Genomic DNA, 24093 nt, shown 5'->3' on the forward strand with positions numbered 1-24093 from the left:
GCCGGCCCTGACGGCCTGCGCAGGAGTCACCAGCGGGATACGCGCGGGCGGCAGCGCCTGCGGCGGGCGGACCGGATTCGAGAGGCGCCCGGCCTCGGCCCGCACCCAGTGCAGCGACCGCGGCGTGGCCGTGGCGCTCAGGCCGGCCGTTACCGGTCCCGGATGCCAAACGCCCCGGCAGGGCCGGGGCGTTCGGGGTTCACTCGGCCGCGGCGACTTTCGGCTGCGGCGGAGGCGTCTGGTAGATCAGGTACGGCTCGGACTTGTGCTCGATCACCGACTCGTCGACGACCACCTTGCTGACGTTTTCCAGCGAAGGCAGCTCGTACATCGTGTCCAGCAGGACCGACTCGACGATGGTGCGCAGGCCGCGCGCGCCGGTCTTGCGCTTGAGCGCGCGGCGGGCGATCGCCGCGAGCGCGTCGGGACGGAATTCGAGCTCGACGCTCTCCATCTCGAACAGCTTGCGGAACTGCTTGGTGATCGCGTTCTTCGGCTCGGTCAGGATCGAGATCAGCGCGGCTTCGTCGAGCTCCTCGAGCGTGGCGACCACCGGCAGGCGGCCGACGAACTCGGGGATCAGGCCGAACTTGATCAGGTCTTCCGGCTCGACCTCGGCCAGGATCCGGCCGATGTCGATCTTGCGCTCGCTGCTCTTGACCTTGGCGCCGAAGCCGATGCCGCCGGCCTCGGTGCTGCGCTGCTGGATGATCTTGTCCAGGCCGGCGAACGCGCCGCCGACCACGAACAGGATGTTGCGCGTGTCGACCTGCAGGAATTCCTGCTGCGGATGCTTGCGCCCGCCCTGCGGCGGCACGCTGGCGATGGTGCCTTCGATCAGCTTCAGCAGCGCCTGCTGCACGCCTTCGCCGGAGACGTCGCGGGTGATCGACGGGTTGTCGCTCTTGCGCGAGATCTTGTCGATTTCGTCGATGTAGACGATGCCCTGCTGCGCCTTCTCGACGTCGTAGTCGCACTTCTGCAGCAGCTTCTGGATGATGTTCTCGACGTCTTCGCCCACGTAACCGGCTTCGGTCAGGGTGGTGGCGTCGGCGATCGTGAACGGCACGTTGAGCAGGCGCGCCAGCGTTTCGGCCAGCAGCGTCTTGCCCGAACCGGTCGGGCCGACCAGCAGGATGTTCGACTTCGACAGTTCGACGTCGTCGTTCTTCTGCCGGCTCTCGATGCGCTTGTAATGGTTGTATACGGCCACCGCCAGGGTGCGCTTGGCGCGCTGCTGGCCGATCACGTACTGGTCGAGCACCTCGAGAATCTCGCGCGGCTTCGGCAGGTGGCTGCGGGCCGACTGCGCCTTCTCCTCGAGCTCCTCGCGGATGATGTCGTTGCACAGCTCGACGCATTCATCGCAGATGAAGACGCTCGGGCCCGCAATCAGCTTGCGGACCTCATGCTGGCTTTTACCGCAGAACGAGCAATACAGGATCTTGTTGCTGTCGCCCGTGCTGCGTCCTTGTCGATCGTCGGTCATGCTTTGGCCCGTTGGTGCTCAGTCGTACTCATATTCCCGAACGGCCCTCTCGGCAAGCGCCTGAATGGCCGGTTCGGCTATCGCAGCCCGAGAATAACACACCCCCAGGCCCCGCCCTGCGGACGGGACTGACGGCGGTTATCCAGTGCGATCAAGGGTTTGCGCGTCTTGGCGAACGGTCAGGCGGCCTGAACCGAATCGTCCGGACGGCGCTCGAGGACCTGGTCGATCAGGCCGTATTCGCGCGAGGCTTCGGCGCTCTTGAAGTTGTCGCGCTCGGTATCGCGCGCGATCGTCTCCAGCGCCTGGCCGGTGTGCTTGGACAGGATCTCGTTAAGGCGCTGACGCAGGGTCAGGATCTCGCGGGCGTGGATGTCGATGTCGGTCGCCTGGCCCTGGAAGCCGCCGAGCGGCTGGTGGATCATCACCCGCGAGTTCGGCAGGGCGTAACGCTTGCCCGGCGCGCCTGCGGCGAGCAGCAGCGCGCCCATGCTGGCGGCCTGGCCGACGCAGATCGTGCTCACGTCCGGCTTGATGTACTGCATGGTGTCGTAGATCGCCATGCCGGCGGTGACCACGCCGCCCGGCGAGTTGATGTAGAGGCTGATGTCCTTTTCGGGGTTCTCGGCTTCCAGGAACAGCATCTGGGCCACGATCACGTTGGCGACATGGTCGTCGACGCCGCCGACGAGGAAGATCACGCGCTCCTTGAGCAGGCGCGAATAGATGTCGTAGGCGCGTTCGCCGCGGCTGGTCTGCTCGACCACCATCGGCACCAGATTCAATGCTTTGGTTCGGTTATCCATTTCAACGGCACCTATTGGCTGACGTGGAGTGCGCTTGTAACGCAAGCGCGGTCCGGCCAACTTGGGGCCGGCCGGACCGCAGCGCAAGAGGCGCGACTGCCAAAAGCGGCATTACCGCCTGGCACGCCCGATCGGGAACGCTCGAAAGCGTCCGCTCAGGCCGGACGAATCGCTTCGCTGAACGACAGCGGCTGCTCGGTGTGCTGGGCGCGCTCGGCGATCCAGTCGATCACCTGCTCTTCCATCACCCGGTTCTGCAGGCCGGCCATCAGCTGCTGGTCGTTGCGGTACAGATCGATCACCTGCTGCGGCTCCTCGTAGGTCGAGGCGATCAGGCGCAGGGTCTCGTTGACGCGCTTGGGCTCCAGGCGCAGCTCGTGGCGGCGGGCGATCTCGCCGACCAGCAGCCCGACCAGCACGCGCTTGCGCGCCGCATCCATGTAGTTCAGGTGCGCGTCGGCCGGGGCTTCGATCTGGCGGCCCTGGCGGCGGGCCTGCTCCACGGTCTGCCACACCATGTCGCGGGCTTCGTTCTCGACCAGCTTCGGCGGCATTTCGACCGACTCGTAAGCGGCGATCAGCTGCTCGCCGACTTCGCGGCGCAGGCGGGTCATCAGCGCGCCCTTGAGCTCGCGCTCGAGGTTGGTGCGGATGTCGCTGCGGAACTGCTCGGCATCGCCGCTCTTCACGCCGAAGCTCTTGATGAACTCGGCGTCGACTTCCGGCAGGACCGGCTCGGAGACGTGGTTCAGCTTCAGGTGCACGCTGGCCTTCTGGCCGGCGAGCTGCGGAGCACGCCATTCGGCCGGGAATTCGACTTCGGCGACGGTTTCCTCGCCGGCCTTGAGGCCGATCAGGGCGTCCTCGAGCGGCTTGAACATCGACTCCGAACCGATCACGGTGCTGCCGTGCTCGGCGCCTTCGGCCGGCAGACGCTCCTCGCCGACCTGGGTCCAGGTTTCCAGCTCGACCACGTCGCCCTCTTGAGCGGCGCGGTCGACCGACTTCAGGGTGCGGCGCTGCAGGCGCAGGTTTTCGATCATCGCGTCGATGTCGGCCTCGGCGACTTCGGCGACGTGACGCACGATGTTGAGCTTGGCCACGTCGATCTCGCCGAAGTCCGGCACGACCTCGAAGGTCGCCACGTAGGACAGCGTCTCGCCGCTTTCGTTGGCCGGCTCGATGCGCGGGTTACCGGCGATCTGCAGCTTTTCCTCGCGGATGGCGTTGCTGAAGCCTTCGCGCAGCATGCCGTCGAGGATTTCCGCCCGCACCTGCGCGCCGAAGCGCTGCTCGATGACCTTGGTCGGCACCTTGCCGGGGCGGAAGCCCTTGATCTTGGCGCCGCGCGCGATTTCGCGCAGGCGGCCGCCGACCTGGTTTTCCAGGTTCTCGGCCGGGAGGCTGAAGGTCAATCGGCGTTCGAGCGAGCCCAGCGATTCGAGCGAAACTTGCATATCCACTCCTGCGACCACGGCACTCGCCGCAGCACGATGTTGATGATCTTGTCCGGCCGCCGTTATCGACGAGACCCTCGTCGGCCAGCGGAACTTGCTAGTTTGGCCGATTACGGGCCGGGCTGCCAGCGCCCGGGGGCGGAACAGCCGTCCGGGCGGGGTGGTGGGGCCCGAAACGGCGGAATTCGCGACCTGGGTCGCAGCCGGCGGCGGTTTGGGGCCGGCGGCGGGTCCGGGTTTGCCGGTAGAGCTGGCCGGAAAGCGACCGGTCCGGGCCGGCGAGCCGCTTGGATGATCGGGCCGAGGCGCGGGTGGCTGCCGACCTGCAGCAGGAGCCCGGCTGGAGCTTTCGGCCATTGGTGCATGCACGGCGGGTGGCTGCCGACCCGCCTACGTGGTGCGAAAGGCGGGACTCGAACCCGCACGGGGGTTACCCGCTGGAACCTAAATCCAGTGCGTCTACCAATTCCGCCACTTTCGCCCAGGGCCGGCATCGCAGGGATGCGGCCGACGCATTCTAGCGGTCGCGCCGGGAAAAAGCGCCTGGCGATCGCACCGCCCGCCGCGCTGTCAGGAGGCCGCGCGCAGCTCTCGCCAGGAGGCGCCCAGGACCCGGGACGCCGAACGCAGGAACAGGATCAACAGCGCCGCGGCGATCGCAAGATCGGGCCAGCCCGCGCCGAAGAGCCACACCAGCAGCGTGGCCGCGACCAGGGCGAAGCCCTCGTAGATATCGTTGCGCGCGCATTCCCAGGCCGAGGCCAGGTTCACGTCGCCCTCCCGGTAAGGCGACAGCAACCGCAGACAAACGTAGTTCGCCGCCAGATTCAGCGTCGCGGCGATGCCCATGCCCTCGAACAGGGGCATCGCGGGGTGCCATAAGCGCCAGGCGATCTGCACGGCCACTGCGACCGCCGCCGCCAGGATCAGCAGGCCCTTGAACAAGGACACTCGCGCCTTGGACCGTCGGCTCGCGCCGACCACAGCCAGACTGAGGGCGTAGGTCAGCGCGTCGCCGAGGTTGTCGAGGCCTTGCGACAAGACCGATGAGGACCGGCTGTACCAGGCCGCGAAAACCATCATCGCGAAGGTGGCCATGTTGATGGCGAGCACGATCGCGAGGACGCGGCGCTGCCTGGCCTGCAGTGCCGCGACGTCCACCACCTTGCCGCAACCGCAGCACTCGCTCATGCTCGTTTCGAACCGGTCATGTGATGGCCGAAGAGTATCGAACCGCAGGCGGGTTCGCCCGCACGCGCGATCGCCGCAAGCCGCTGGAAACCGGCGCCGGACCGGCGACGGCGGCATGCCCCCCTCGGCTGCGGACGGGCCGGCTTCAGGCGTGCCGGCCTGAAGGCAAACCCGCTCCAAATCGCGGGCAAAGAAAAAGGCACCTGGATCGCTCCAGGTGCCTTTCGATTTTGGTGGGCTGTCAAGGATTCGAACCTTGGACCTATTGATTAAGAGTCAACTGCTCTACCAACTGAGCTAACAGCCCGGTGAAACTAGGTGCGGAACTATACAGAAAAAATCAGTACCGCACAACACCTTGGGGTGGAAGACGGGATTTGAACCCGCGACCCCCGGAATCACAATCCGGTGCTCTAACCAACTGAGCTACATCCACCATAAACCTGCTGCGACCTGCGTCATTGAACCACGAACGCAGGTTCGCGAAAACTTTTTTGGCGCGCCCGGCGGGACTCGAACCCACAACCACCGGCTTAGAAGGCCGGTGCTCTATCCGGTTGAGCTACGGGCGCCAGATTACATCTTAACTGACGGCCGAGCCTGCTCGATGGATGGTCGGGGCAGAGGGATTCGAACCCACGACATCCAGCTCCCAAAGCTGGCGCTCTACCAGGCTGAGCTATACCCCGAGCCGGGACTCCCGCGACACGCCAAGACCGCGAAAGGCCGCATAGTGTGGGCGGCGCTTTGTTTCCTGTCAATCGTGCATCGCCGCCGCGCCACCGCCCTGCCCGAGCCGGCGCCGCTTGTGCGATGTATGCTTCGACCCCAGCTAGTATTCAATCTCAAAACCGCGTTTTCCAAGGAGCAAGACCATGCGCAGCGGCAATCCCGCATTGAAGGATTCGACCTTCCTCGACCTCGGCACCGGCTCGGTCGTGCGCGGCGGCGACCAGGTGATGACCCTGAACGGTACGGTCAACAAGACCGGCGTGTTGTTGCTGCTGACCGTCATCACCGCGTCCTTCGCCTGGAGCCAGGTCCAGATCACCGAACTCGGCGCGGTCGGCGCCGGCCCCTACGTCTGGGGCGGCGCGATCGGCGGCCTCATCCTGGCCCTGATCACCACCTTCAAGAAGACCTGGGCGCCGGTCACCGCGCCGCTGTACGCGCTGGTCGAGGGCTTCTTCCTCGGCGCCATCTCCTCGATCTTCGAGGCGAAGTTCCCGGGCATCGTGATCCAGGCGGTGATGCTGACCTTCGGCACCCTGTTCGCGCTGCTGTTCGCGTATCGCTCGGGCCTGATCAAGGCGACCGAGAACTTCAAGCTCGGCGTGGCCGCGGCCACCGGCGGCATCTTCCTGATCTACCTGGCCACAATGGTGCTGGGCCTGTTCAACATCAACATCCCCTACATCCACGAATCGGGCCTGATCGGCATCGGCTTCAGCCTGTTCGTGGTGGTGGTCGCGGCGATGAACCTGGTGCTCGATTTCGACTTCATCGAAACCGGCGTCGAGCAGGGCGCGCCGAAGTACATGGAGTGGTACGGCGCGTTCGGCCTGATGGTGACCCTGGTGTGGCTGTACATCGAGTTCCTGCGCCTGCTGTCGAAGCTGCAGTCGCGCAACTGATTACGCCATTCGCCGATTAAGAAAGGGCGCCTTCGGGCGCCTTTTCTCTGCCTGGATTCCAGACGTCCGCGCGGGCCGACCGCTCTCGCCCGTCCCGGACTTCGAAGCGCCGTGCAAAACGCATGCCCCGCAAACGACGACGGCGCCCTGGGGCGCCGTCGCTACATCGCTGCAAACCCTTCGTCTCGGACGCAGCTCTCTCAGAACCGGTCTTCGTCGTCGGTCTCGAACTTGCCTTCGTAGCCTTCCGGCGGCGGCGGCTGGTCGCCGACGGTCCACAGGCGCTCGAGCGCGTAGAACTCGCGCACGCGCGGCAGCATCACGTGGACGACGACGTCGCCGAGGTCGACCAGCACCCACTCGGCCTCGCGCTCGCCCTCGACGCCCAGCGGCATGACGTCGAGGTTCTTGGCGAACTTGACGACTTCGTTGGCGATCGACTTGACGTGGCGGGTCGAGGTGCCGGAGGCGACGACCATGTAATCGGTGACGCTGCTCTTGCCGCGCACATCGATTTCGACGACATCCTTGGCCTTGAGTTCTTCGACCGCGGCGTGGACCGTCTTGAGCAACAACGCGATCGGCGGCGGCGGGTTCGGCAGCTGGGTCTTGATGACTTGGGCTTGGCTGGTCAAGGGAAAATCGGCTCTGCGTGACGGGATGTGTGCCGGGATTATACCGAAGCGCCGCGCAGCGCTATCACGCCGTATAAACCATGGCGTTCTATGTAGCCGGCGACGGCCGCCGGAACGTAGTCGCGCCAGGGCTTTCCGGCGGCGATCAGCGACCGTACCCGGCTGGCCGATTCGGCATGGAGCGGTTGGTTCAGGCGGAATACCCGCCCGGCCGGGGCCTGTCGCAGCGCTTCGACCTCGGCCGTCTCGCGACCGTCTGCGAACGCGATGCGCTCGGCGTCGAGGGGGCTGCCAGGGCGCTCGGCGACGACGAAATGGGCCAGGCCGAACAAGGCCTGCCATTCCTTCCATTGCGGCAGGTCGAGAAAGCTGTCGGCGCCGACCAACAGGGCCAGCGGCTGTTCCGGCCCGACTTCGGCGCGGACCTCGCGCAGGGTCTCGACCGTGTAGGAGCGGCCCTGGCGGCGCAGTTCGCGCCGGTCGACCATCAGCTCGTCCTCGCCGGCCACGGCCAGGTCGAGCATGCGCGCGCGATGCTCGGCGCTGGCGCCGGGCAGAGCGCGGTGCGGCGGATCGGCGGCCGGCATCAGGCGGACCTGGGCCCGCAAGGTGTCGCGCGCGGCGCGCGCGATCGCCAGGTGACCGTCGTGGACCGGGTCGAAGGTGCCGCCGTAGAAGACCAGCAAGCCCATGGGCTACGACTCAGGCGCCCGACATCGCGAGCAGGCGCAGTGCGCGCGGCTCGGCGACGGCCAGCAGCAGGCGCTCCAGCGCGACCCAGGCGTCGCCGCTCTCGCGGCCCTTGGCCATGCGGTCGACCCGGCCGGCCTGGGCTAGCAGGGCCTCCCAGCGCCGGGCGTCGTGACGCTGCAGGGCGCGGCGGTACATGGGCTGTTTCGAGTCCCAGATCCGCTGCGCCTTGAACTCGGCGTTGATGTTGCCGCCGCGCGCGTTGACCCGCGCGAGCGCCGCGGTGCGCTGCAGCTCCATCACCACCATGCCGAGCAAGGCCGGCACCGCTTCGCCTTCGGCGCGCAGGCCGGCGAGCATGCGCGAGACCTGCCCGCCCTGCCCGTTCATGGCCGCGTCGAGCACCCGGAACACGTCGAAGCGCGCGGCGTCGGCGACCAAAGCCTGCATGCGTTCGAGATCGATGGTCTCGCCGTCGGACAACAGGGCGAGCTTGTCGACCTCCTGCGCGGCGGCGAGCAGATTGCCCTCGACCCGCTCAGCGAGGCTCTGCACTGCGTCGCGATCGGCGCGCAGGCCGCGCGCGCGCAGGCGGCGCTCGATCCATTCCGGCAGTTCGTGCGGCTTGATCGCCCAGGCGACGGCGAGGTGGCCCACGCGGGCCACCGCCTCGCTCCACTTGCCGCCGTGCTGCTTGCTCCATTCGCCGGCGCTGATCAGCAGATTGACGTCGTGCGGCGGGTCGGCGCAGAAATCGGAAATCACTTCGGCGCCCTCTTTGCCGGGCTTGCCGCTGGGCAGGCGCAGCTCGATCAGGCGCCGGCTGGCGAACAGGCTGGGCGCGCGGAAAGCGCTCGACAGCGCGTTCCAGTCCGGCTCGCGCTGGTTGCCTTCGGCTTCGAACACTTCGCGCTCGTCGATGCCCTGCTTGCGCGCGGCGGCGCGCACCGCATCGGCGGCTTCGAGCACGCGCAGCGGCTCGGGCCCGGCGATCAGATAGACCGGCCGCAGGGCCTCGCCGTCGAGTTGGGCGAGCAGGCGCTCGGGCGTCAGTTCCATGTTCGCCGACGCAGGCAGGCGGCGAGGATCAACGCCGTTCGGTGACGGCGCCGATGCGGCGCAGCACCGCGGCGCTCATTTCGCGACGCATTTCGCGCATCAGGATTTCGCGCTCGCCTTCGGTACCGATCGCGTTGACCGGGTTGGAGACGTAGTCGCGCGCCAGCTCGATGCTCTGGCGCGGCACCAACGCGGTGCCGTCGGCCTTGCGCAGCTCGAAGGCGACGGCGTAGCGCAGGCTGTACTCCTGGACGCGGCCGAGTTCGTCGAGCGCGGCCGGGGTATCGCCCCAACGCTCCGACAGCAGGTCGAGCACCGCCACTTCGCTGGAGTCGGCGGTCGCCGGCACCGCGCCGGCGCGGGTCAGCGCCTGGGCCAGGGATTCGGCGAGCGGGCTGTAGCGGTCGGCGGAGACCACCCGCACCGGACCGAGGTCCGGCGGCAGGGTCAGCGCCTGGCGCAACTGGAAACCGCAGGCCGACAGGGCCAGCACGAGGACCGCCAGCGAAGTGCGGGCAGTCGCGCGGAGAAAGGGGGTGCGAGGCGTCATGTGGCGAAGTCTGGACGAGGCGGCTTCGGGCATCAATAGGAAGCCTGAACCGCATTGGCGCCGAAGCGGTCGCAGCCGGCGTGCGTGCCCGACCCGCGCCAGGGACCGGCAGGTGCGCCGGTCCGTCGCGCTTATGGCGGGCTCGCGATGGGTTTGCGCGGGCTCAGTAAGCGATCGCGTGCCCGGCGAACAGCGCCTGCGGCGTCTGCGCGCCCGGCAGGGCCATCAACCGGTCGAGCCAGGCCTGCACCGCCGGCCAGCGCTCCGGCCAGCTGCCCATCGCGAAACCGGCCGCTTCGGCCCAGGGCTCGACGGTGAAGAACAGATAGCCGCTGCAGGCGACGTCGGCGATGGTCGGCGCCTCGCCGGCCAGCCACGGCGTCGCGCTCAGCTGCGCCTGCAGGCGGTCGAGATCGGCGAGCGAGCGGCGGTCGTACCAGGCCAGCACCGCCGGGTCGTAATGACCGAACTGGCGGCCGTAGCGCGAGTGGGCGACGTTGAGACTGACCCGGTTCGCTTCCCACGACAGCCATTCGCGCACCCGCAGGCGCTGTTCGACGGTATCGCCGTCGAGCGCGCCGCCGCGGGTCGCCAGATAGTCGAGGATCACGTTCGACTGGCACAGCACCAGACCGTCGATGCGCAACACCGGCACTTCGCCGTGCGCGGCGAGTCCGCGGAACTCCTGCGAACGCTGCTCGCGCGGGCGGCGGATGTCGACGTGGCGCTGTTCGAATTCGATCCCGAGCAAGCGCAGCGCCAGCGCGACCTTGTAGCTGAAGCCTGAGTCGGGGTGGCAGTAGAGGATGGGGGGCATGGGGATTCGAGGAGGTTGGGAAGCAAGAACTGAAAGCCCGGAGCTTAAGCGCTGAGAGCAGCCTCCCCTCCCCCCTGTTTCGAAGAGGGAACGGCAACAGCGGGGACGACGGCGCCGCCGACGGCCATCGCCGCCGCGGCGACCAAGCGACGACCACGGCGACGCAGCTGCAAAGGCAACGACGCGACCGCCCGGCCGATACCCTCTTTGGGAAGGGGACCAGGACGGAGTTGCTGTCGCTGTCGCCGCCTTCCCGGCTCCGCGCGCCCGACTCAGCTCGCGACGATGTTGACGATCTTGCCCGGCACCACGATCACCTTGCGCACGGTCAGGCCTTCCATGAACTTGACCACGTTCGGTTCGGCCAGGGCCAGGCGCTCGGCCTCTTCCTTGGCGACGTTGACCGGCACTTCGATGGTGCCGCGCAGCTTGCCGTTGACCTGCACCGCCAGAGTCACCGCATCGCGTTGCAAGGCCGAGGCGTCGACCGCCGGGAACGGCAGGTCTTCGAGCAGGGTTTCCTCGTGCCCCAGCACCTGCCACAGCGCATGGCTGGCGTGCGGGGTGATCGGGTTGAGCAGCAGCACGATCGCCGCCAGCGCTTCCTGGCGCAGGGCGCGGCCGTTGTCGCTGGCGTCGTCGAACTTGCCCAGGTGATTGAGCAGCTCCATGACCGCGGCGATCGCGGTGTTGAAGCTGTGGCGGCGGCCGTAGTCGTCGCCGACCTTCTGGATGCACTCGTGCAACTGCCGGCGCAGGGTCTTCTGCGCGGCATCGAGACCGGACAGGTCGAGCGCCGGCGCAGCGCCGTCGGCGGCGTGGCGATGGACCATGGTCCACAGCCGGCGCAGGAAGCGCGCCATGCCTTCGACGCCGGCTTCGTTCCATTCCAGCGACTGGTCCGGCGGCGCGGCGAACATCGAGAACAGGCGCACCGTGTCGGCGCCGAACTTGCCGACCATCAGCTGCGGATCGACGCCGTTGTTCTTCGACTTCGACATTTTCTCGGTGCCGCCGATCTGCACCGGCTCGCCGTCGGCCTTGAGCACCGCGCCGGTAATGCGGCCGCGTTCGTCGCGCTTGACTTCCACGTCGGCCGGATTGATCCAGTCGAAGCCGCCGTTGGGCTGCGTGCGGTAGAAGGTATCGGCGATGACCATGCCCTGGGTCATCAGGTTGGTCGCCGGCTCGTCGCTGTCGACCAGACCCTGGTCGCGCATCAGTTTGTGATAGAAGCGGAAGTACATCAGATGCAGGATCGCGTGCTCGATGCCGCCGATGTACTGGTCCACCGGGGTCCAGTATTTGGCGCGCTCGTCGACCTGCTGGGCCGCGCCCGGCGAGGTGTAGCGCGCGTAATACCAGCTCGACTCCATGAAGGTGTCGAAGGTGTCGGTTTCGCGCTCGGCGGCGCCCCCGCACTGCGGGCAGGCGGTCTTGCGCCACTGCGGGTCGGCCTTGATCGGCGAAGCCACGCCGCTGAATTCCACGTCCTCGGGCAGCACCACCGGCAACTGCTCTTCCGGCACCGGCACGTCGCCGCAGCTCGGGCACAGGATCACCGGGATCGGACAGCCCCAGTAACGCTGGCGGCTCACGCCCCAGTCGCGCAGGCGGTAATTGACCCGGCGGTTGCCGCGGCCTTCGGCTTCGAAGCGCGCGGCCAAGGCGTCCAGGGCCTGCTGGAAGTCGAGGCCGTCGTAATCGCCGGAGTTGACCAGCCAGCCGCGCTCGGTCCAGGCGCCCTGCTCGTCGATGCCGTGCTGGAACTCCTCCACCACCTGCACCGCCGCGCTGGTGCCGTAGACATCGACCGAGGCCGCGCCGCCGAGCGCGCTGCGCATCGGGTCCTTGTGCAGGGTGGCGACGTCCTCGCCGATCTCGGCCAGCGCGTCGCGCACCGCATCGGGCACGATCACGGTCTTGATCGGCAGCTGATAGCGCTTGGCGAACTCCCAGTCGCGCTGGTCGTGGCCGGGCACGGCCATGACCGCGCCGGTGCCGTAGTTCATCAGCACGAAGTTGGCGACGAACACCGGCAGTTCGTCGCCGGTGATCGGATGGATCGCGCGCAGGCCGGTGTCGCGGCCGCGCTTTTCCTGGGTTTCCAGTTCGGCTTCGGACACGCCGCCCCGGCGCAGCTCGGCGATGAACTCGGCCAGGTCGCTGTCGCTTTGCGCGGCGAGCGCGGCCAGCGGATGCTCGGCGGCGATCGATACGAAGGTCACGCCCATCAGGGTGTCGGGACGGGTGGTGAATACCGTCAACGGTTCGACTGCGGCGCCGTTCTCGTCGCGCACGTCGAAGCGGATCTCCAAGCCTTCGCTGCGGCCGATCCAGTTGCGCTGCATGGTCTTGACCGCTTCCGGCCAGCCCGGCAGCGTGTCCAGGCCGTCGAGCAGTTCCTGGGCGTAGTCGGTGATCTTGAGGAACCACTGCGGGATTTCGCGCTTCTCGACCAGGGCGCCGGTGCGCCAGCCGCGGCCGTCGATGACCTGCTCGTTGGCGAGCACGGTCTGGTCGACCGGGTCCCAGTTGACCACCGAGTTCTTGCGGTAGGCCAGGCCCTGCTTCATCAGCCGCACGAACATGCGCTGCTCGTGGACGTAGTAGTCCGGCGTGCAGGTGGCGAACTCGCGCGACCAGTCGATGGCGTAGCCCATGGTCTTGAGCTGCGCCTTCATGTGGGCGATGTTGGCGTAGGTCCACTTGGCCGGCGCGGTCTTGTTCTTGATCGCGGCGTTCTCGGCCGGCAGGCCGAACGCGTCCCAGCCCATCGGCTGCAGCACGTTGAAGCCGGTCATGCGCTTGTAGCGGCTGATCACGTCGCCGATGGTGTAGTTGCGCACATGGCCCATGTGCAGCGCGCCGGAGGGATACGGCAGCATCGACAGGCAGTAGTACTTGGGCTTGTCCGACCTTTCGTCGACCTCGAACGCGCGGGTGGCGTCCCAATAGCGCTGGGCGGCGGTTTCGACGCTGCTCGGGTCGAAGGCCTTGGTTTCACTCTTGGAATCGTGCGGGGCGTGGGGGACGTCGGTAGACACAGGCGGGCATGAGCAAAAGGACAGGACCGGCAAGCCTACCGCAGCGCACCAAGCCCCGCCATGCGCGGACGGCCGCGAGCGGCGCTCCGGACCGGTTCGCCCGACCCGGCGACGCGCCCCTGCGGCCTGCCCCGGGCATGGTCCGGCGGTCGGCCCGTCGGTTGGGAAAGACGAAGGCCGGCCCTCGCGGACCGGCCTTCGCTTTCATGCTCGCCGCGCGGGCGCAGCGCCCGGATACGAGCGCCGGCGTGCGCTCAAACGCACTCGAACGCGACGATCTGCCCCTTTTCGTTGTAGATCGGTTTGACGGTTTTGCCCATCGGGCAGAACTTCGGCAGGTTGCCGATGGTTCCGCCGGTGGTGCGGTCGGGAGCCGGTGCGGTGCGCACCTCGGTGGCCTGGGCGGCCCCGGACAACAGCACGGCGGCGAGCAACAGCGACAGCTTGGTCATGACGGTCGACTCGTTCTGGACGAACCGGATGGATGCCGCCGAAGGCCTGTGCGGCCGATGCGGGCCTCCGGTCCGGCCGGCCCGCATCGGCCCTCAACTTGCAGTCAAGCATGACCCTTGGCAACGGTGCGCGGCCGGATCGGCGGCTAAGATCGGCCAACTTCGTCCCGGAATCCGCATATGACCCGTCTCGCCGTCGCCGTCATCGCCGTCCTGTCCGCCGCCCCGGCCTATGCCGCCCCCGCCGCCGCACCCGAGCCGATGGCGCTGCAATGCGGCCGGTTGTTCGACGCGCGCAGCGGCAAACTGCTGGAATCGCGCACCGTGGTGGTGCGCGACGGCAAGGTCGAGCAGGTCCTCGACGGCCGCGCCGAGGCGCCGGGCGCGCGCACGGTCGACCTGTCCGGCCACACCTGCACCCCGGGCTGGACCGACCTGCACGTGCACCTGGGCGACCAGTCCAGCCCGAAGAGCTACGAGGAAGACTTCCGCCTCGACCCGGTGGATTTCGCCTTCCGCTCGGTCGGCTACGCCAACAAGACCCTGATGGCCGGCTTCACCAGCGTGCGCGATCTCGGCGGCGAAGTGAGCCCGCACCTGCGCGACGCGATCAACCAGGGTCTGGTCGCCGGCCCGCGCATCTGGGCCGCGGGCAAGTCGATCGCCACCACCGGCGGCCACGCCGATCCGACCAACGGCTACAACGCCACGCTCTCGCACCTGCTCGGCCCGCCCGGCCCGACCGAGGGCGTGATCAATTCGGTCGACGAGGCGCGCCAGGCGGTGCGCCAGCGCTACAAGGACGGCAGCGACGTGATCAAGATCACCGCCACCGGCGGCGTGCTGTCCTACGCCAAGTCCGGCGACGCGCCGCAGTTCACCGTCGACGAGGTCAAGGCCATCGTCGACGCCGCCAAGGACTACGGCTACCGCGTCGCCGCGCACGCGCACGGCACCGAAGGCATGAAGCGCGCGGTGCTCGGCGGGGTGACCACGATCGAACACGGCACCTACATGACCGACGAGGTGATGTCGCTGATGAAACAGAAAGGCACCTGGTACGTGCCGACGATCTATGCCGGCCGCTTCGTCGCCGACAAGGCCAAGATCGAGGGCTACTTCCCCGAGGTGGTGCGGCCGAAGGCGGCGCGGATCGGTTCGCTGATCCAGCAGACCGCGGCCCAGGCCTACAAGAACGGAGTCAAGATCGCCTTCGGCACCGACATGGGCGTCGGCCCGCACGGCGACAACGCGCGCGAATTCCTCTACATGGTCGAAGCCGGCATTCCCGCCGCGGTGGCCTTGCAGGCGGCGACGATCCGCGCCGCCGAGGTGCTCGGCGTCGACGACCAGGGCGTGATCGAGGCCGGCAAGCGCGCCGACATCGTCGCGGTGCCAGGCAATCCGCTCGAGGACATCAACGCGGTGATGAAGGTCGATTTCGTGATGAAGGACGGCCAGGTCTTCAAGCAGGCCTTGTAAGCGCCGCGCCGCATCGTTGCGAACGCCGGTGCGTGTCGGCGTTCGCAGCGCTCGCCTGTTGCAGTTCACAGAAAAGCCGCCTGCGCGCCGCCCACGGCGGCAGCGCCGCCATGCCCGTGAACTGAGTCACGGCGACCCCGCCGCATGCGTGGCATAAGCATGGTGCCGGGCACGCCCCGGCGCAGGAGATTCGACGACGCAGCACAACGAGGCGCTCGCGCCTGTGGAAAAGGAGTTCGAATGAAATCGTTCTCGCTCGCCGCCGTCTGCGCGGCCGCGCTCGGCGGCATGCTCTCGACGACCCAGGCACTGGCGGCACCGCCGTGCCCGGAATGTTTCTATCCCTACCGCGCCTGCATCCGCGCTGCGGTCACGCCGGAAGAACAACTGGCCTGCGAGGTCGAATACAACGACTGCCGCGCGAGCTTTTGCGAATTCACTGCGGCGGCCGACGATGCGCTGAGGCCGCGCGAGCGCGAACAGGCCACACCGGTCGACACCGCGCGCATCGTCGAAACGCGGCAAAGCGCGCGCTGAGTCCGTCGTCGCGCGGCTCGGGAACCCCGCGCCGTGCGACCCGGGACCGCCGTCGCCGCAGCAAGGTCGGCTGCGGACCTCTCGTCCGCGGCAGGCGCCGATACGATCGGCCTTGCTGCGGCGTCGGCACCCCTTCGCCGGAACGACGACGCGCGATGCGTCGCGGCTCTTGCCCGTGCGGCATCGAAGGCGCGCCGTCAGCCACCGGGTGGTACGCCGCGCGCGGTGGCCACATAAGCGGCCAGCCAGACCAGCAAGGCCAGGCGCTGCGCGACCGGCGCCGGCCATACGCCGAGATCGGCGCCGAACACCGCGGCCAGCACCAGCGCGCCGGCGAGCGCCGCGACCGGCGCCAGGCGGCGCGTTTCCGGCCGACCTCGCGCACCGATCGCGAGCACACCCGCGCCGGCCACGAAGGCGAGCCACCACAGCATCCACGCCGTCGCATGCAGGCGGCTGGCCTGCGCGTCCAGATCAGTCGGGTCGAGCGCCATCGCGCCCTGCGCCGCCCAGGCCAGCGCCGACAGACACCACAGCCAGGCGCCGATGCGCGCCATCGCGCCGCCGCTGCGCAAGCGTTCGCGCAGCCGCCAGGCCACCGCCGCCAACAGCAGGCCCGGCAGGACGAAGCCAAGCAGATTGAACGACCCGGCATGGGCGATGCCGCCGGCACCGAGGAGGCCCGGCGGGTGCAGCCGATGCGAATAGCCTTCCAGCGCCGCGCCGAACCCGAGCAGGGCACCGAGGCAACACAACGCCGCGGCCGCCGCGAGCGCCTGGATGCGGCGACCGTGGAGCACGGCGACGCCGGCCGCAGCGCCGGCACCCGCGCCGGCATTGGCGCCGGCATTGGCGCCGGCATTGGCACCGGCATTTGCGCCGGCTTTGGGATCGTTGCCGTTCGGGTTCCGGCCGTTCGAATCTCTGCGGTTCAAGTGCCGGCGGTTCGGGTTCGCTGAGCGTTTCATCGCATCATGCTAGCGTGCGCACCCGCGGCGCGCGCTTGCCTTGCGCGCGATCGCCCCCACTTCGGGTTCCAACCCGCGCATCACGCAGACGAGCCAGACGATGACCGCAACCGCCAAGCCCCACGTCTTCGACGCCACCGCCGACCGCTTCCAGGAAGAGGTGCTGCAGAAGTCCCTGCAGGTGCCGGTCCTGATCGATTTCTGGGCCGAATGGTGCCAGCCGTGCAAGACCCTGGGCCCGATCCTGGAGAAGCTGGCGGCCGACTACAACGGCGCCTTCGAGCTGGCCAAAGTCGATGTCGAGGCCGAGCAACAGCTCGGCGCCGCGTTCCAGATCCGCTCGATCCCGACCGTGTTCCTGGTCAAGGGCGGGCAACTGGTCGACGGCTTCGCCGAAGCGCTGCCGGAAAGCGCGGTGCGCGAATTCCTCAAGCACCACGGCATCGAACCGGCCGAAGCGGCTGCGCCGGTCGAAGAAGCCGTGGCCGAGCCGGCCGCGGTCGACCCGCACAGCGAGGTCGTGCGCCTGCGTCATGAAGTCGCCGAACAGCCCGACAAGGCCGAGCTCAAGCTCGACCTGGCCCTGGCCCTGCTCGCGACCGGCGCCGCCCAGGAATCGGAGCAGTTGCTCGACGCCCTGCCGGCCAACCTGGCCACCGACGACCGCAGCCTGCGCGCCCGCGCCCGCCTCGGTTTCCTCTCGGTAAGCAAGGACGCGCCGCCGGTGGAGACGCTGCAGGCCGCCATCGCCGCCCAGCCGGAGGACCTGCAGGCCCGCTACCTGCTCGGCGCGCGCCTGATCGCCGCCGGCCACGGCGAGGCCGCCCTCGATCAGTTCATCGAACTGCTGCGCCGCGACCGCGCCTACCAGGACGGCCTGCCGCGCAAGGCCCTGATCGACGCCTTCAAGGTGATCGAAGACCAGGACCTGGTCGGCCAGTACCGCCGCAAGATGGCCTCGCTGCTGTTCTGAGCCGCTCGCTCGAAGGCCGGCCGGGCTTTCGCCTCGCCGGCCCGGCCCTTCCGGCCCGCCTGGGCCGAGCCGTCCGGCAGGGCCAAGACTTGACTATACGCATCCGTATGGCAGGCTAGCCCGGCCCTCGCCAGTCCCGACCCCATGAAAGCCAGCACCCTGCGACACGGCCTCAACCTGTGGCCGCCGTTCCTGTTTTCCGGCATCCACGTCGCCGCGATCGCGCCGGACTACCGCCACGCCGCGGTCGAGCTGCGCATGCGCCCCTGGAACCGCAACTATGTCGGCACCCATTTCGGCGGCAGCCTGTTTTCGATGACCGACCCGTTCTGGATGCTGCTGGCGATGAACGCCCTCGGCCGCGACTACATCGTCTGGGACCGCGCCGGCTCGATCGAATTCGTCAAACCCGGGCGCGGCACCGTGCGCGCCGAGTTCCACCTAGACGATGCGGTGCTCGAGGAACTGCGCCAGGCCACCGCCGGCGGCGACAAATATCTGCGCTGGTTCGACACCGATGTGGTCGACGCCAGCGGCGAAACAGTCGCCAGGATCCGCAAACAACTGTACGTGCGGCGCAAGCGCGACAAGCCGGGCACGAACGGCGCCGACCGGCGCTGACGCCGCACCATTCCGCCTGCGGCGCCTGCGTATGGTGCGGCGCGGGCGTCGGCGCGGCGGCGATTGTCGACCGGTTGCTCATCTTCGAGCGGCGCCGATGACGGCGCGAACGCGGCGCCAGTGGACCAAGGTCCAGCGGCGGATCCATTTGCCATGACTTGTCATGGCGGCCCGGCACGAAGCACACTAGCGGCTTACGCGGGCACTGCGACAGCGTAAGCTGTGCAGTCGCGACACGGGGCCGCGAATGTCTACAACCACAACGCAATCGGATGAAACCAGCGCGCCGATGCCGGAGATCCCCGGCTATCGACTGCGCCAGATCATCAACCACGGCGGCTTGTCCACGGTCTACCTGGGCGAGCAGATCGCGCTCGGCCGCGAAGTCGCCATCAAGATCATGCTGCCGCACGCGCTGGCCGACGAGGTCAGCCGCCGTCGCTTCGAAAACGAAGTCCGCACGATCGCGCGCCTGGAACACCCGCACGTCGTGGGCATCCACGAAGTCGGCCGCACCCGCGAGGGCCTGCCCTACTACGCCATGCCGTTCCTGCCGCGCGGCCACCTGGGCAAGCGCATCGAGCAGGGCTTCGCGCGCGGCGAGAGCGAAGTGATCTCGATCATCGAGCCGCTGCTGTCGGCGCTCGAGTACGCCCATTCGCGCGGCGTCGTCCATCGCGACGTCAAGGCCGAGAACGTCCTGTTCGACATCGCCGAGCGGCCGCTGCTGGCCGACTTCGGCATCGCCCTGCGCCGCGGCTTCGGCGCGCGCATGACTGCGACCGGCCTGGCCGTGGGCAGCACCGCCTACATGGCGCCGGAGCAGGCGCGCGGCGAAGAAGTCGACGGCCGCGCCGATCTCTACAGCCTCGGCGTGCTGTGCTGGGAAATGCTCACCGGCCGGCTGCCGTTCGAGGCGCAGGACGCGCTGTCGATGGCGGTCATGCACGCGCAGAACCCGATTCCGAAGCTGCCGCCGCCGCTCAAGCACTGGCAGCGTTTCATGAACTGCGCCCTGGCCAAGCAGCCCGACCAGCGTTTCGGCAATGCCGCCGAAATGGCCGCGGCGGTCAGCGAGATCAAGCACCGCGGCGAACTGTCGCGTCTCGGCCGGGTGGCCGCGCAACTGCGTCCGCTCAAGCGCTGGGTGACCCCGGCCTGGGCCGGACTGGCGGTGGTCGCGATCGCGGTGGTCAGCATCGCCTTCGCCCTCAACCGGGTCGAGAAGGACGGCTTCTTCCGCGCTGAACTGCCCGCCGCCAACAAGAGCGGCGCGCCCCGGATCGACAACGACCCGACCCAGGCGATGATGGCGCCGTTGCCGCAGGCGCCGCTGCAGGAGTCTTTGCAGAACGCGCGCATCTACATCGGCCAGGGCCGCCTGGCCTCGCCGGCCGACGCCAACGCCTACAACAGCCTGCTCACCGCCTGGCACCTGGACAGCACCAGTCCGGAAGTCGGCGTGGTGGTCGGCGAATTGACCCAGGCCTTCGCCGACGAAATGGCGCGCGACTTGCGCGAAGGCCGCGACCAGCGCGCCCGCGAGCACCTGGTCAACGCCACCGCGCTCGGCCAGCAGACCGGCACCGCCGATTCGGCGGCCCAGCGCAGCCTGCGCGAGAAAGCCGCGCAGGCCCTGGAAACCCGGCTGGAACAGGCCGCGCGCCGCGGCGACGGCGCTGACGCCGGCCGGGTGATCGCGCTGGCCGAGGAGTTCGGCCTGCCGCGCACGGTTTCGAGCCGTTTGATCGCGCAAGCGCGCGGCGTCGCCGGCGACGGCACGATCGCACGCGGCGTCGCCACGATCGGCGCGGCCGCGCCGGCCAGCAACGTCGCCGTGAGTTTCAACCCGCGCCCGGTCAGCCGCGGCGAGTACGCCCGCTTCGTCAGCGCCAACCAGCGCGCGCCGGCGCTGTGCCGCGAACGCGCCTCGCTGCTGCGAGTGATCGCGCCGAAGGACTGGAAGGCCCCGGGCTTCGACCAGACCGAGAGCGAACCGGTGGTTTGCGTGTCGACCGCCGACGCCGAGGCCTATGCGCGCTGGTACAGCCAGCAGACCGGACGCCACTACCGCCTGCCGACCGCGGACGAAGCCCAGCGCATGTCGGGCGGCGGCGGCCGTGCCCTGTCGATCTGGTCCGGCGATTGCGGCCGTACCTGCCAGCAGCGCCAAGTCGGCGGCAGCTCCTGGCGCAGCGGCTCGGCCCTGCGTCCGCTCAACGCCACCCGCGGCTACGACGACGTCGGCTTCCGCCTGGTGCGCGAGCGCTGAGGGGCGGCGAGCTCAGGCGTGGCGGTCGTCGCGACCTGACGGCAAATCACTCCATGCTCCTGCCCCCCTTTGAGAGGGGGCCAGGGGGATTGCCTTGCTTCGCAGATGGTGGCGATCTGAAGCCGAATCCGCGCCAGCCAAGCCCACCCGGCCTCGCACGGCATCGAGCGCAGCCCCTCGCAAAGGCGGCGAACTCTGGAAGGGTTTCCCCAGGCAACCCGCGCAGCCACATGTTCTCCGTCGCGGTCCCCTACAATCCGCGCCATGCGCATGTCCAACCTGCAACGCCTGTTCCTCACCGGCCTGTTGACCCTGCTGCCGATCTGGCTGACCTGGGTCGTGGTCAAGTTCGTGTTCGTGTTGCTGTCGGACATCAGCCAACCCTTGATCGGGCCGCTGCTGCAGAACTTAGCTCTCGTCCATCCGCAGGCGCTGTCTTGGCTCGGCTCCGCTTGGGTGCAAACCGCGATCGGCCTGATCGCCACGCTCGCGGTGATCCTGCTGTCGGGGGTGATGACCCGGCGGGTGATCGGCCAGACCGTGCTGCGCTGGTTCGAGTCGCTGATCAAGCGCATCCCGCTGGCCAGCACCATCTACGGCAGCGCGCGGCAGTTGCTCGACATCCTGCAGACCAAGCCCGACGGCACCCAGCGCGTGGTGCTGATCGACTTCCCGCATAACGAGATGAAGTCGATCGGCTTCGTCACCCGGGTCATGCGCGAGCAAGGCACCGGCCGCGAACTGGCCGCGGTGTACGTGCCGACCACGCCGAACCCGACCTCGGGCTATCTGGAAATCGTGCCGGTGGAAAAGATCACCCCGACCGACTGGACCGTCGACCAGGCGATGAGCTTCATCATTTCCGGCGGCGCGGTCTCGCCCGAGTCGATTCCGTTCTCGGTGCCGTCGCCGAACGCCGCGTCCCCGGCGAAACCGGGCCCGACCGAACCGCGACCGGAGACGCCGGCATGAGCCGAGCTTCCCTGCCGGGCCTCGCTGCCGCCCTGCTCGCCTGCTTCGCCTGCATCGGCTTCGCCGGCGCCGCCAGCGCCGCGCCGGCGGCACTGACGCCGCATCGCATCGCCCTGGACGACGGCCGCAGCTTCAGCCTCAACCTGCCGGCCGAACTCGAGATCGTTCCGGCGGTGCAAGGCCTCAAGCGGGTGCGCTTCTTCGCCCGCAGCCCGGACGGGCGTCTGTTCGTCACCGACATGCACGACCTCAGCGACAACCGCCGCGGCCGCGTTTACGCGCTCGACGATTGGGACGAGCAGCGCGGGCGGTTCGGCCGGGTCTCGGTGTATCTCGACAAGCAGCGCAACCCCAACAGCGTCGCCTTCCACACCGACGCGCAGGGCCAGTCCTGGCTGTACGTCGCCAATACCGACAAGCTGCAGCGCTACCGTTACCGCAACGGCGACCTCAAGCCCGCGTCCGAACCCGAGACCCTGGCGAGCTTCCCCGACTATGGCCTGAGCTACAAATACGGCGGTTGGCACCTGACCCGCACGCTGGCCTTCGGCGACGGCAAGCTCTACGTCTCGGTCGGCAGCAGTTGCAACGCCTGCATCGAAAAGGAAGACGTGCGCGCCGCGGTGCTGCAGATGAACCCCGACGGCAGCGACCGCCGCATCTACGTGCGCGGCCTGCGCAACGCGGTGGGCCTGCTGTTCCGCGACGGCCGGCTCTACGCGACCAACCAGGGCGCAGACCATCTCGGCGACCACAAGCCCGACGAAACCCTGTTCGCGCTGCGCGACGGCGCCGATTACGGCTGGCCGCACTGCTATCACAGCAAGGGCCGCGCCTTCGCCGACCCGAAGTTTCCGCGCAAGTCCGGCTGCGCTGCGGTGCCCAGGCCATTCGCGTCTTTCCCTTCGCATGCCTCGGCGCTCGGCCTGAGCTGGTTCCCGCCCGCCGACGGCGCGCTGCTGCAGAACGAATACCTGGTCGCCCTGCACGGTGGCAGCAAGCTCAGTCTCGATCATGGCTACCGGATCGTCCGGGTCGGCGCCGACGGCCGCAGCGGCGGCGAGTTGGTCAACGGTTTCCTCGCCAAGGGCAAGGTGCACGGCCGCCCCTGCGACGTGCTGCAGGCCGGCCGCGACCGCTTCTTCTTCAGCGACGACAAGAGCGGCGTGATCTATTACGTGAGGCCCAAGCGATGAGCGCATCCGGGATAGAAACCGCGGCCGCGATCCCGAGCGCCGCCGGCGAAGGCACGCCGACCCTGCAGGACCGCGCGCTGCGCTTGTTCATCGTGCTGTCGGCGTTTTTCTGCGTCAACGCGGCGCTGGCCGAGTTCATCGGGGTCAAGATCTTCGCCCTCGAGGACACCCTCGGCATCGCCCCGCTGCAATGGAATTTGTTCGGCCAGACCGGCTCGCTCAACTTCACCGCCGGCACCCTGCTGTGGCCGGTGGTGTTCCTGATGACCGACGTCGTCAACGAGTTCTTCGGCCGCCGCGGCGTGCGCCTGATCTCCTGGCTCGCGGCCCTGCTGATCGCCTACGGCTTCGTGTTCGCGTTCGCCGCGATCGCGCTGGCGCCCGCGGCGTGGTGGGTGCAGGCGGCGCAGGCCCAGGGCGTGCCCGACTACCAGGCCGCTTTCGCGGCCATCTTCGGCCAAGGCCTGTGGAGCATCGGCGGCTCGCTGGTCGCCTTCATGGTCGGCCAGCTGATCGACGTCGGCGTGTTCCATCGCATCCGCCGCGTCACCGGCGAGAAACACATCTGGCTGCGCGCGACCGGCTCGACCGCGGTCTCGCAATTGGTCGACAGCTTCGTCGTGCTCTACATCGCCTTCGTGCTCGGCCCGCAGCACTGGCCGATCCCGCAGTTCCTCGCGATCGGCTCGGTCAACTACGTCTACAAGATGCTGGCCGCGTTCGCGATGATCCCGCTGATCTATCTGCTGCGGCGGTGGATCCGCCGCTACCTCGGCGAAGCCCGCGCCCGCCAGCTGCGCGACGAGGCCGCGGCGGACTGAACCGTCGCCGGCAGGCCACGGCTCAGCCCAGCCCCATCGCCTCGCGGATGCGCTCGCGATAGCTGGCGCCGCTGCTCAGGCGCTGGCCGTCGGCCAGGCGCAGCAGATAGCGGCCGCCGTCGAGCGGCTCGATGTCGCGCACCGCCTGCAGATGGACGATGCGCGAACGATGGATGCGCAGGAAGCGGCGCGGGTCCAGCCGCGCCTCGATGCCATTGAGAGTCTCGCGCAGCAGATAGGCCTGGCCGCCGGCGTGCAGCTCGACGTAATTGCTCTGCGCGATCACGCAATCGATCTCCTCGACCGGCAGCAGGCGCAGGCGCGCACCGACCGGCACCGCCAGGCGCTGCGGATAGCCCTCGCGCGCGCCCTCGCCCGCCCCCTCGCCGCTCGCCGCCGCGCGCAGCGGGCGCTCGGTCTGCGC

22 protein-coding genes and 5 tRNA genes are annotated in these 24093 nt (G+C 68.6%); 9 read left to right on the top strand and 18 right to left on the bottom strand.

What is annotated here, in order from left to right; translation table 11 throughout:
- Positions 1–199: 199 nt before the first annotated feature.
- The 9 genes from clpX to ACSAMQ_RS14785 all read right to left on the bottom strand — a co-directional run bounded on the left by clpX (position 200) and on the right by ACSAMQ_RS14785 (position 5632).
- On the bottom strand, positions 200–1489 hold the full coding sequence (clpX, locus tag ACSAMQ_RS14745) for an ATP-dependent Clp protease ATP-binding subunit ClpX (protein ID WP_435396370.1): 1290 nt from the start codon (positions 1487–1489) through the stop codon (positions 200–202).
- A gap of 179 nt (positions 1490–1668) precedes the next feature.
- Positions 1669–2295, bottom strand: coding sequence for an ATP-dependent Clp endopeptidase proteolytic subunit ClpP (gene clpP / locus ACSAMQ_RS14750; protein WP_435396371.1), 627 nt, complete (start codon positions 2293–2295; stop codon positions 1669–1671).
- Positions 2296–2450: 155 nt separating this feature from the next.
- Positions 2451–3752, bottom strand: coding sequence for a trigger factor (gene tig, locus ACSAMQ_RS14755; RefSeq protein WP_435396372.1), 1302 nt, complete (start codon positions 3750–3752; stop codon positions 2451–2453).
- Between the two features lie 395 nt (positions 3753–4147).
- Positions 4148–4233 (bottom strand) — tRNA-Leu (locus ACSAMQ_RS14760).
- Positions 4234–4322: 89 nt separating this feature from the next.
- Positions 4323–4943 (bottom strand): cation transporter, encoded by a 621-nt coding sequence (locus ACSAMQ_RS14765; RefSeq protein WP_435396373.1) that lies wholly within the window; start codon positions 4941–4943, stop codon positions 4323–4325.
- Between the two features lie 231 nt (positions 4944–5174).
- Positions 5175–5250, bottom strand: a tRNA-Lys gene (locus ACSAMQ_RS14770).
- Positions 5251–5302: 52 nt separating this feature from the next.
- Positions 5303–5379 (bottom strand) — tRNA-His (locus tag ACSAMQ_RS14775).
- Positions 5380–5438: 59 nt separating this feature from the next.
- Positions 5439–5515, bottom strand: a tRNA-Arg gene (locus ACSAMQ_RS14780).
- Positions 5516–5555: 40 nt separating this feature from the next.
- Positions 5556–5632: transfer RNA gene (locus ACSAMQ_RS14785), tRNA-Pro, on the bottom strand.
- Positions 5633–5818: 186 nt separating this feature from the next.
- On the opposite strand from ACSAMQ_RS14785, the gene ACSAMQ_RS14790 reads away from it, so the two are divergent.
- Positions 5819–6577, top strand: coding sequence for a Bax inhibitor-1/YccA family protein (locus ACSAMQ_RS14790; RefSeq protein ID WP_435396374.1), 759 nt, complete (start codon positions 5819–5821; stop codon positions 6575–6577).
- A 200-nt stretch (positions 6578–6777) separates the two neighbouring features.
- Here ACSAMQ_RS14790 and rsfS read toward each other — a convergent pair whose 3' ends face one another.
- The 7 genes from rsfS to ACSAMQ_RS14825 all read right to left on the bottom strand — a co-directional run bounded on the left by rsfS (position 6778) and on the right by ACSAMQ_RS14825 (position 13827).
- Positions 6778–7212, bottom strand: coding sequence for a ribosome silencing factor (rsfS, locus tag ACSAMQ_RS14795; RefSeq protein ID WP_435396375.1), 435 nt, complete (start codon positions 7210–7212; stop codon positions 6778–6780).
- 38 nt (positions 7213–7250) lie between these two features.
- A complete protein-coding gene (gene nadD, locus ACSAMQ_RS14800; protein WP_435396376.1) occupies positions 7251–7904 on the bottom strand; it encodes a nicotinate-nucleotide adenylyltransferase in 654 nt (217 codons plus the stop codon).
- A 10-nt stretch (positions 7905–7914) separates the two neighbouring features.
- The gene (gene holA, locus ACSAMQ_RS14805) at positions 7915–8961 is read right to left on the bottom strand and encodes a DNA polymerase III subunit delta (RefSeq protein ID WP_435396377.1); all 1047 of its coding nucleotides are present in this window, start codon (positions 8959–8961) and stop codon (positions 7915–7917) included.
- Between the two features lie 28 nt (positions 8962–8989).
- A complete protein-coding gene (gene lptE, locus ACSAMQ_RS14810; protein WP_057917448.1) occupies positions 8990–9511 on the bottom strand; it encodes an LPS assembly lipoprotein LptE in 522 nt (173 codons plus the stop codon).
- 163 nt (positions 9512–9674) lie between these two features.
- Entirely contained in the window at positions 9675–10328 is a 654-nt protein-coding gene (locus tag ACSAMQ_RS14815; protein WP_435396378.1) for a glutathione S-transferase family protein, read from the bottom strand.
- Positions 10329–10600: 272 nt separating this feature from the next.
- Positions 10601–13375, bottom strand: coding sequence for a leucine--tRNA ligase (gene leuS, locus ACSAMQ_RS14820; RefSeq protein WP_435396379.1), 2775 nt, complete (start codon positions 13373–13375; stop codon positions 10601–10603).
- Positions 13376–13629: 254 nt separating this feature from the next.
- Complete coding sequence (locus tag ACSAMQ_RS14825) at positions 13630–13827, bottom strand: hypothetical protein (RefSeq protein WP_435396380.1); 198 nt, start codon at positions 13825–13827, stop codon at positions 13630–13632.
- A gap of 180 nt (positions 13828–14007) precedes the next feature.
- Between ACSAMQ_RS14825 and ACSAMQ_RS14830 the strand changes: the two genes are divergently transcribed.
- Positions 14008–15309, top strand: coding sequence for an amidohydrolase family protein (locus ACSAMQ_RS14830; RefSeq protein WP_435396381.1), 1302 nt, complete (start codon positions 14008–14010; stop codon positions 15307–15309).
- Positions 15310–15549: 240 nt separating this feature from the next.
- Positions 15550–15846, top strand: coding sequence for a hypothetical protein (locus ACSAMQ_RS14835; RefSeq protein ID WP_435396382.1), 297 nt, complete (start codon positions 15550–15552; stop codon positions 15844–15846).
- Between the two features lie 197 nt (positions 15847–16043).
- On the opposite strand, the gene ACSAMQ_RS14840 is transcribed toward ACSAMQ_RS14835, so the two are convergent.
- Positions 16044–16781, bottom strand: coding sequence for a DUF998 domain-containing protein (locus ACSAMQ_RS14840; RefSeq protein WP_435396383.1), 738 nt, complete (start codon positions 16779–16781; stop codon positions 16044–16046).
- Between the two features lie 133 nt (positions 16782–16914).
- Here ACSAMQ_RS14840 and ACSAMQ_RS14845 point away from each other — a divergent pair, with 133 nt between their 5' ends.
- The 6 genes from ACSAMQ_RS14845 to ACSAMQ_RS14870 all read left to right on the top strand — a co-directional run bounded on the left by ACSAMQ_RS14845 (position 16915) and on the right by ACSAMQ_RS14870 (position 23669).
- Complete coding sequence (locus tag ACSAMQ_RS14845; protein WP_435396384.1) at positions 16915–17787, top strand: tetratricopeptide repeat protein; 873 nt, start codon at positions 16915–16917, stop codon at positions 17785–17787.
- 144 nt (positions 17788–17931) lie between these two features.
- Positions 17932–18408: a DUF4442 domain-containing protein gene (locus tag ACSAMQ_RS14850; protein WP_435396385.1), complete on the top strand. Its 477-nt coding sequence runs from the start codon at positions 17932–17934 to the stop codon at positions 18406–18408.
- Between the two features lie 289 nt (positions 18409–18697).
- Complete coding sequence (locus ACSAMQ_RS14855; RefSeq protein WP_435396386.1) at positions 18698–20680, top strand: protein kinase domain-containing protein; 1983 nt, start codon at positions 18698–18700, stop codon at positions 20678–20680.
- A 264-nt stretch (positions 20681–20944) separates the two neighbouring features.
- Positions 20945–21652, top strand: coding sequence for a DUF502 domain-containing protein (locus ACSAMQ_RS14860; protein ID WP_435396387.1), 708 nt, complete (start codon positions 20945–20947; stop codon positions 21650–21652).
- The gene (locus ACSAMQ_RS14865) at positions 21649–22848 is read left to right on the top strand and encodes a PQQ-dependent sugar dehydrogenase (protein ID WP_435396388.1); all 1200 of its coding nucleotides are present in this window, start codon (positions 21649–21651) and stop codon (positions 22846–22848) included. The genes ACSAMQ_RS14860 and ACSAMQ_RS14865 overlap by 4 nt, the downstream gene beginning before the upstream one ends.
- Complete coding sequence (locus ACSAMQ_RS14870) at positions 22845–23669, top strand: queuosine precursor transporter (protein WP_435396389.1); 825 nt, start codon at positions 22845–22847, stop codon at positions 23667–23669. Before ACSAMQ_RS14865 ends, ACSAMQ_RS14870 begins: the two co-directional genes overlap by 4 nt.
- A 22-nt stretch (positions 23670–23691) precedes the next feature.
- Here the strand turns inward: ACSAMQ_RS14870 and ACSAMQ_RS14875 are convergent.
- The coding region (locus ACSAMQ_RS14875) for a LytR/AlgR family response regulator transcription factor (RefSeq protein WP_435396390.1) at positions 23692–24093 on the bottom strand (402 nt) is incomplete at its 5' end.

This window comes from Lysobacter sp. 1R34A (assembly GCF_051217035.1).
Classification (GTDB): domain Bacteria; phylum Pseudomonadota; class Gammaproteobacteria; order Xanthomonadales; family Xanthomonadaceae; genus Lysobacter.

Excerpts from the sequence above, each read along its gene's own strand:
- tig (WP_435396372.1), bottom strand. The coding sequence starts at position 3,752 with ATGCAAGTTTCGCTCGAATCGCTGGGCTCGCTCGAACGCCGATTGACC.
- lptE (WP_057917448.1), bottom strand. The coding sequence starts at position 9,511 with ATGACGCCTCGCACCCCCTTTCTCCGCGCGACTGCCCGCACTTCGCTG.
- ACSAMQ_RS14870 (WP_435396389.1), top strand. The coding sequence starts at position 22,845 with ATGAGCGCATCCGGGATAGAAACCGCGGCCGCGATCCCGAGCGCCGCC.
- ACSAMQ_RS14860 (WP_435396387.1), top strand. The coding sequence starts at position 20,945 with ATGCGCATGTCCAACCTGCAACGCCTGTTCCTCACCGGCCTGTTGACC.
- clpX (WP_435396370.1), bottom strand. The coding sequence starts at position 1,489 with ATGACCGACGATCGACAAGGACGCAGCACGGGCGACAGCAACAAGATC.
- ACSAMQ_RS14765 (WP_435396373.1), bottom strand. The coding sequence starts at position 4,943 with ATGAGCGAGTGCTGCGGTTGCGGCAAGGTGGTGGACGTCGCGGCACTG.
- nadD (WP_435396376.1), bottom strand. The coding sequence starts at position 7,904 with ATGGGCTTGCTGGTCTTCTACGGCGGCACCTTCGACCCGGTCCACGAC.
- ACSAMQ_RS14855 (WP_435396386.1), top strand. The coding sequence starts at position 18,698 with ATGCCGGAGATCCCCGGCTATCGACTGCGCCAGATCATCAACCACGGC.
- ACSAMQ_RS14825 (WP_435396380.1), bottom strand. The coding sequence starts at position 13,827 with ATGACCAAGCTGTCGCTGTTGCTCGCCGCCGTGCTGTTGTCCGGGGCC.
- ACSAMQ_RS14830 (WP_435396381.1), top strand. The coding sequence starts at position 14,008 with ATGACCCGTCTCGCCGTCGCCGTCATCGCCGTCCTGTCCGCCGCCCCG.
- clpP (WP_435396371.1), bottom strand. The coding sequence starts at position 2,295 with ATGGATAACCGAACCAAAGCATTGAATCTGGTGCCGATGGTGGTCGAG.
- ACSAMQ_RS14815 (WP_435396378.1), bottom strand. The coding sequence starts at position 10,328 with ATGCCCCCCATCCTCTACTGCCACCCCGACTCAGGCTTCAGCTACAAG.
- ACSAMQ_RS14865 (WP_435396388.1), top strand. The coding sequence starts at position 21,649 with ATGAGCCGAGCTTCCCTGCCGGGCCTCGCTGCCGCCCTGCTCGCCTGC.
- ACSAMQ_RS14790 (WP_435396374.1), top strand. The coding sequence starts at position 5,819 with ATGCGCAGCGGCAATCCCGCATTGAAGGATTCGACCTTCCTCGACCTC.
- ACSAMQ_RS14845 (WP_435396384.1), top strand. The coding sequence starts at position 16,915 with ATGACCGCAACCGCCAAGCCCCACGTCTTCGACGCCACCGCCGACCGC.
- ACSAMQ_RS14850 (WP_435396385.1), top strand. The coding sequence starts at position 17,932 with ATGAAAGCCAGCACCCTGCGACACGGCCTCAACCTGTGGCCGCCGTTC.
- holA (WP_435396377.1), bottom strand. The coding sequence starts at position 8,961 with ATGGAACTGACGCCCGAGCGCCTGCTCGCCCAACTCGACGGCGAGGCC.
- ACSAMQ_RS14835 (WP_435396382.1), top strand. The coding sequence starts at position 15,550 with ATGAAATCGTTCTCGCTCGCCGCCGTCTGCGCGGCCGCGCTCGGCGGC.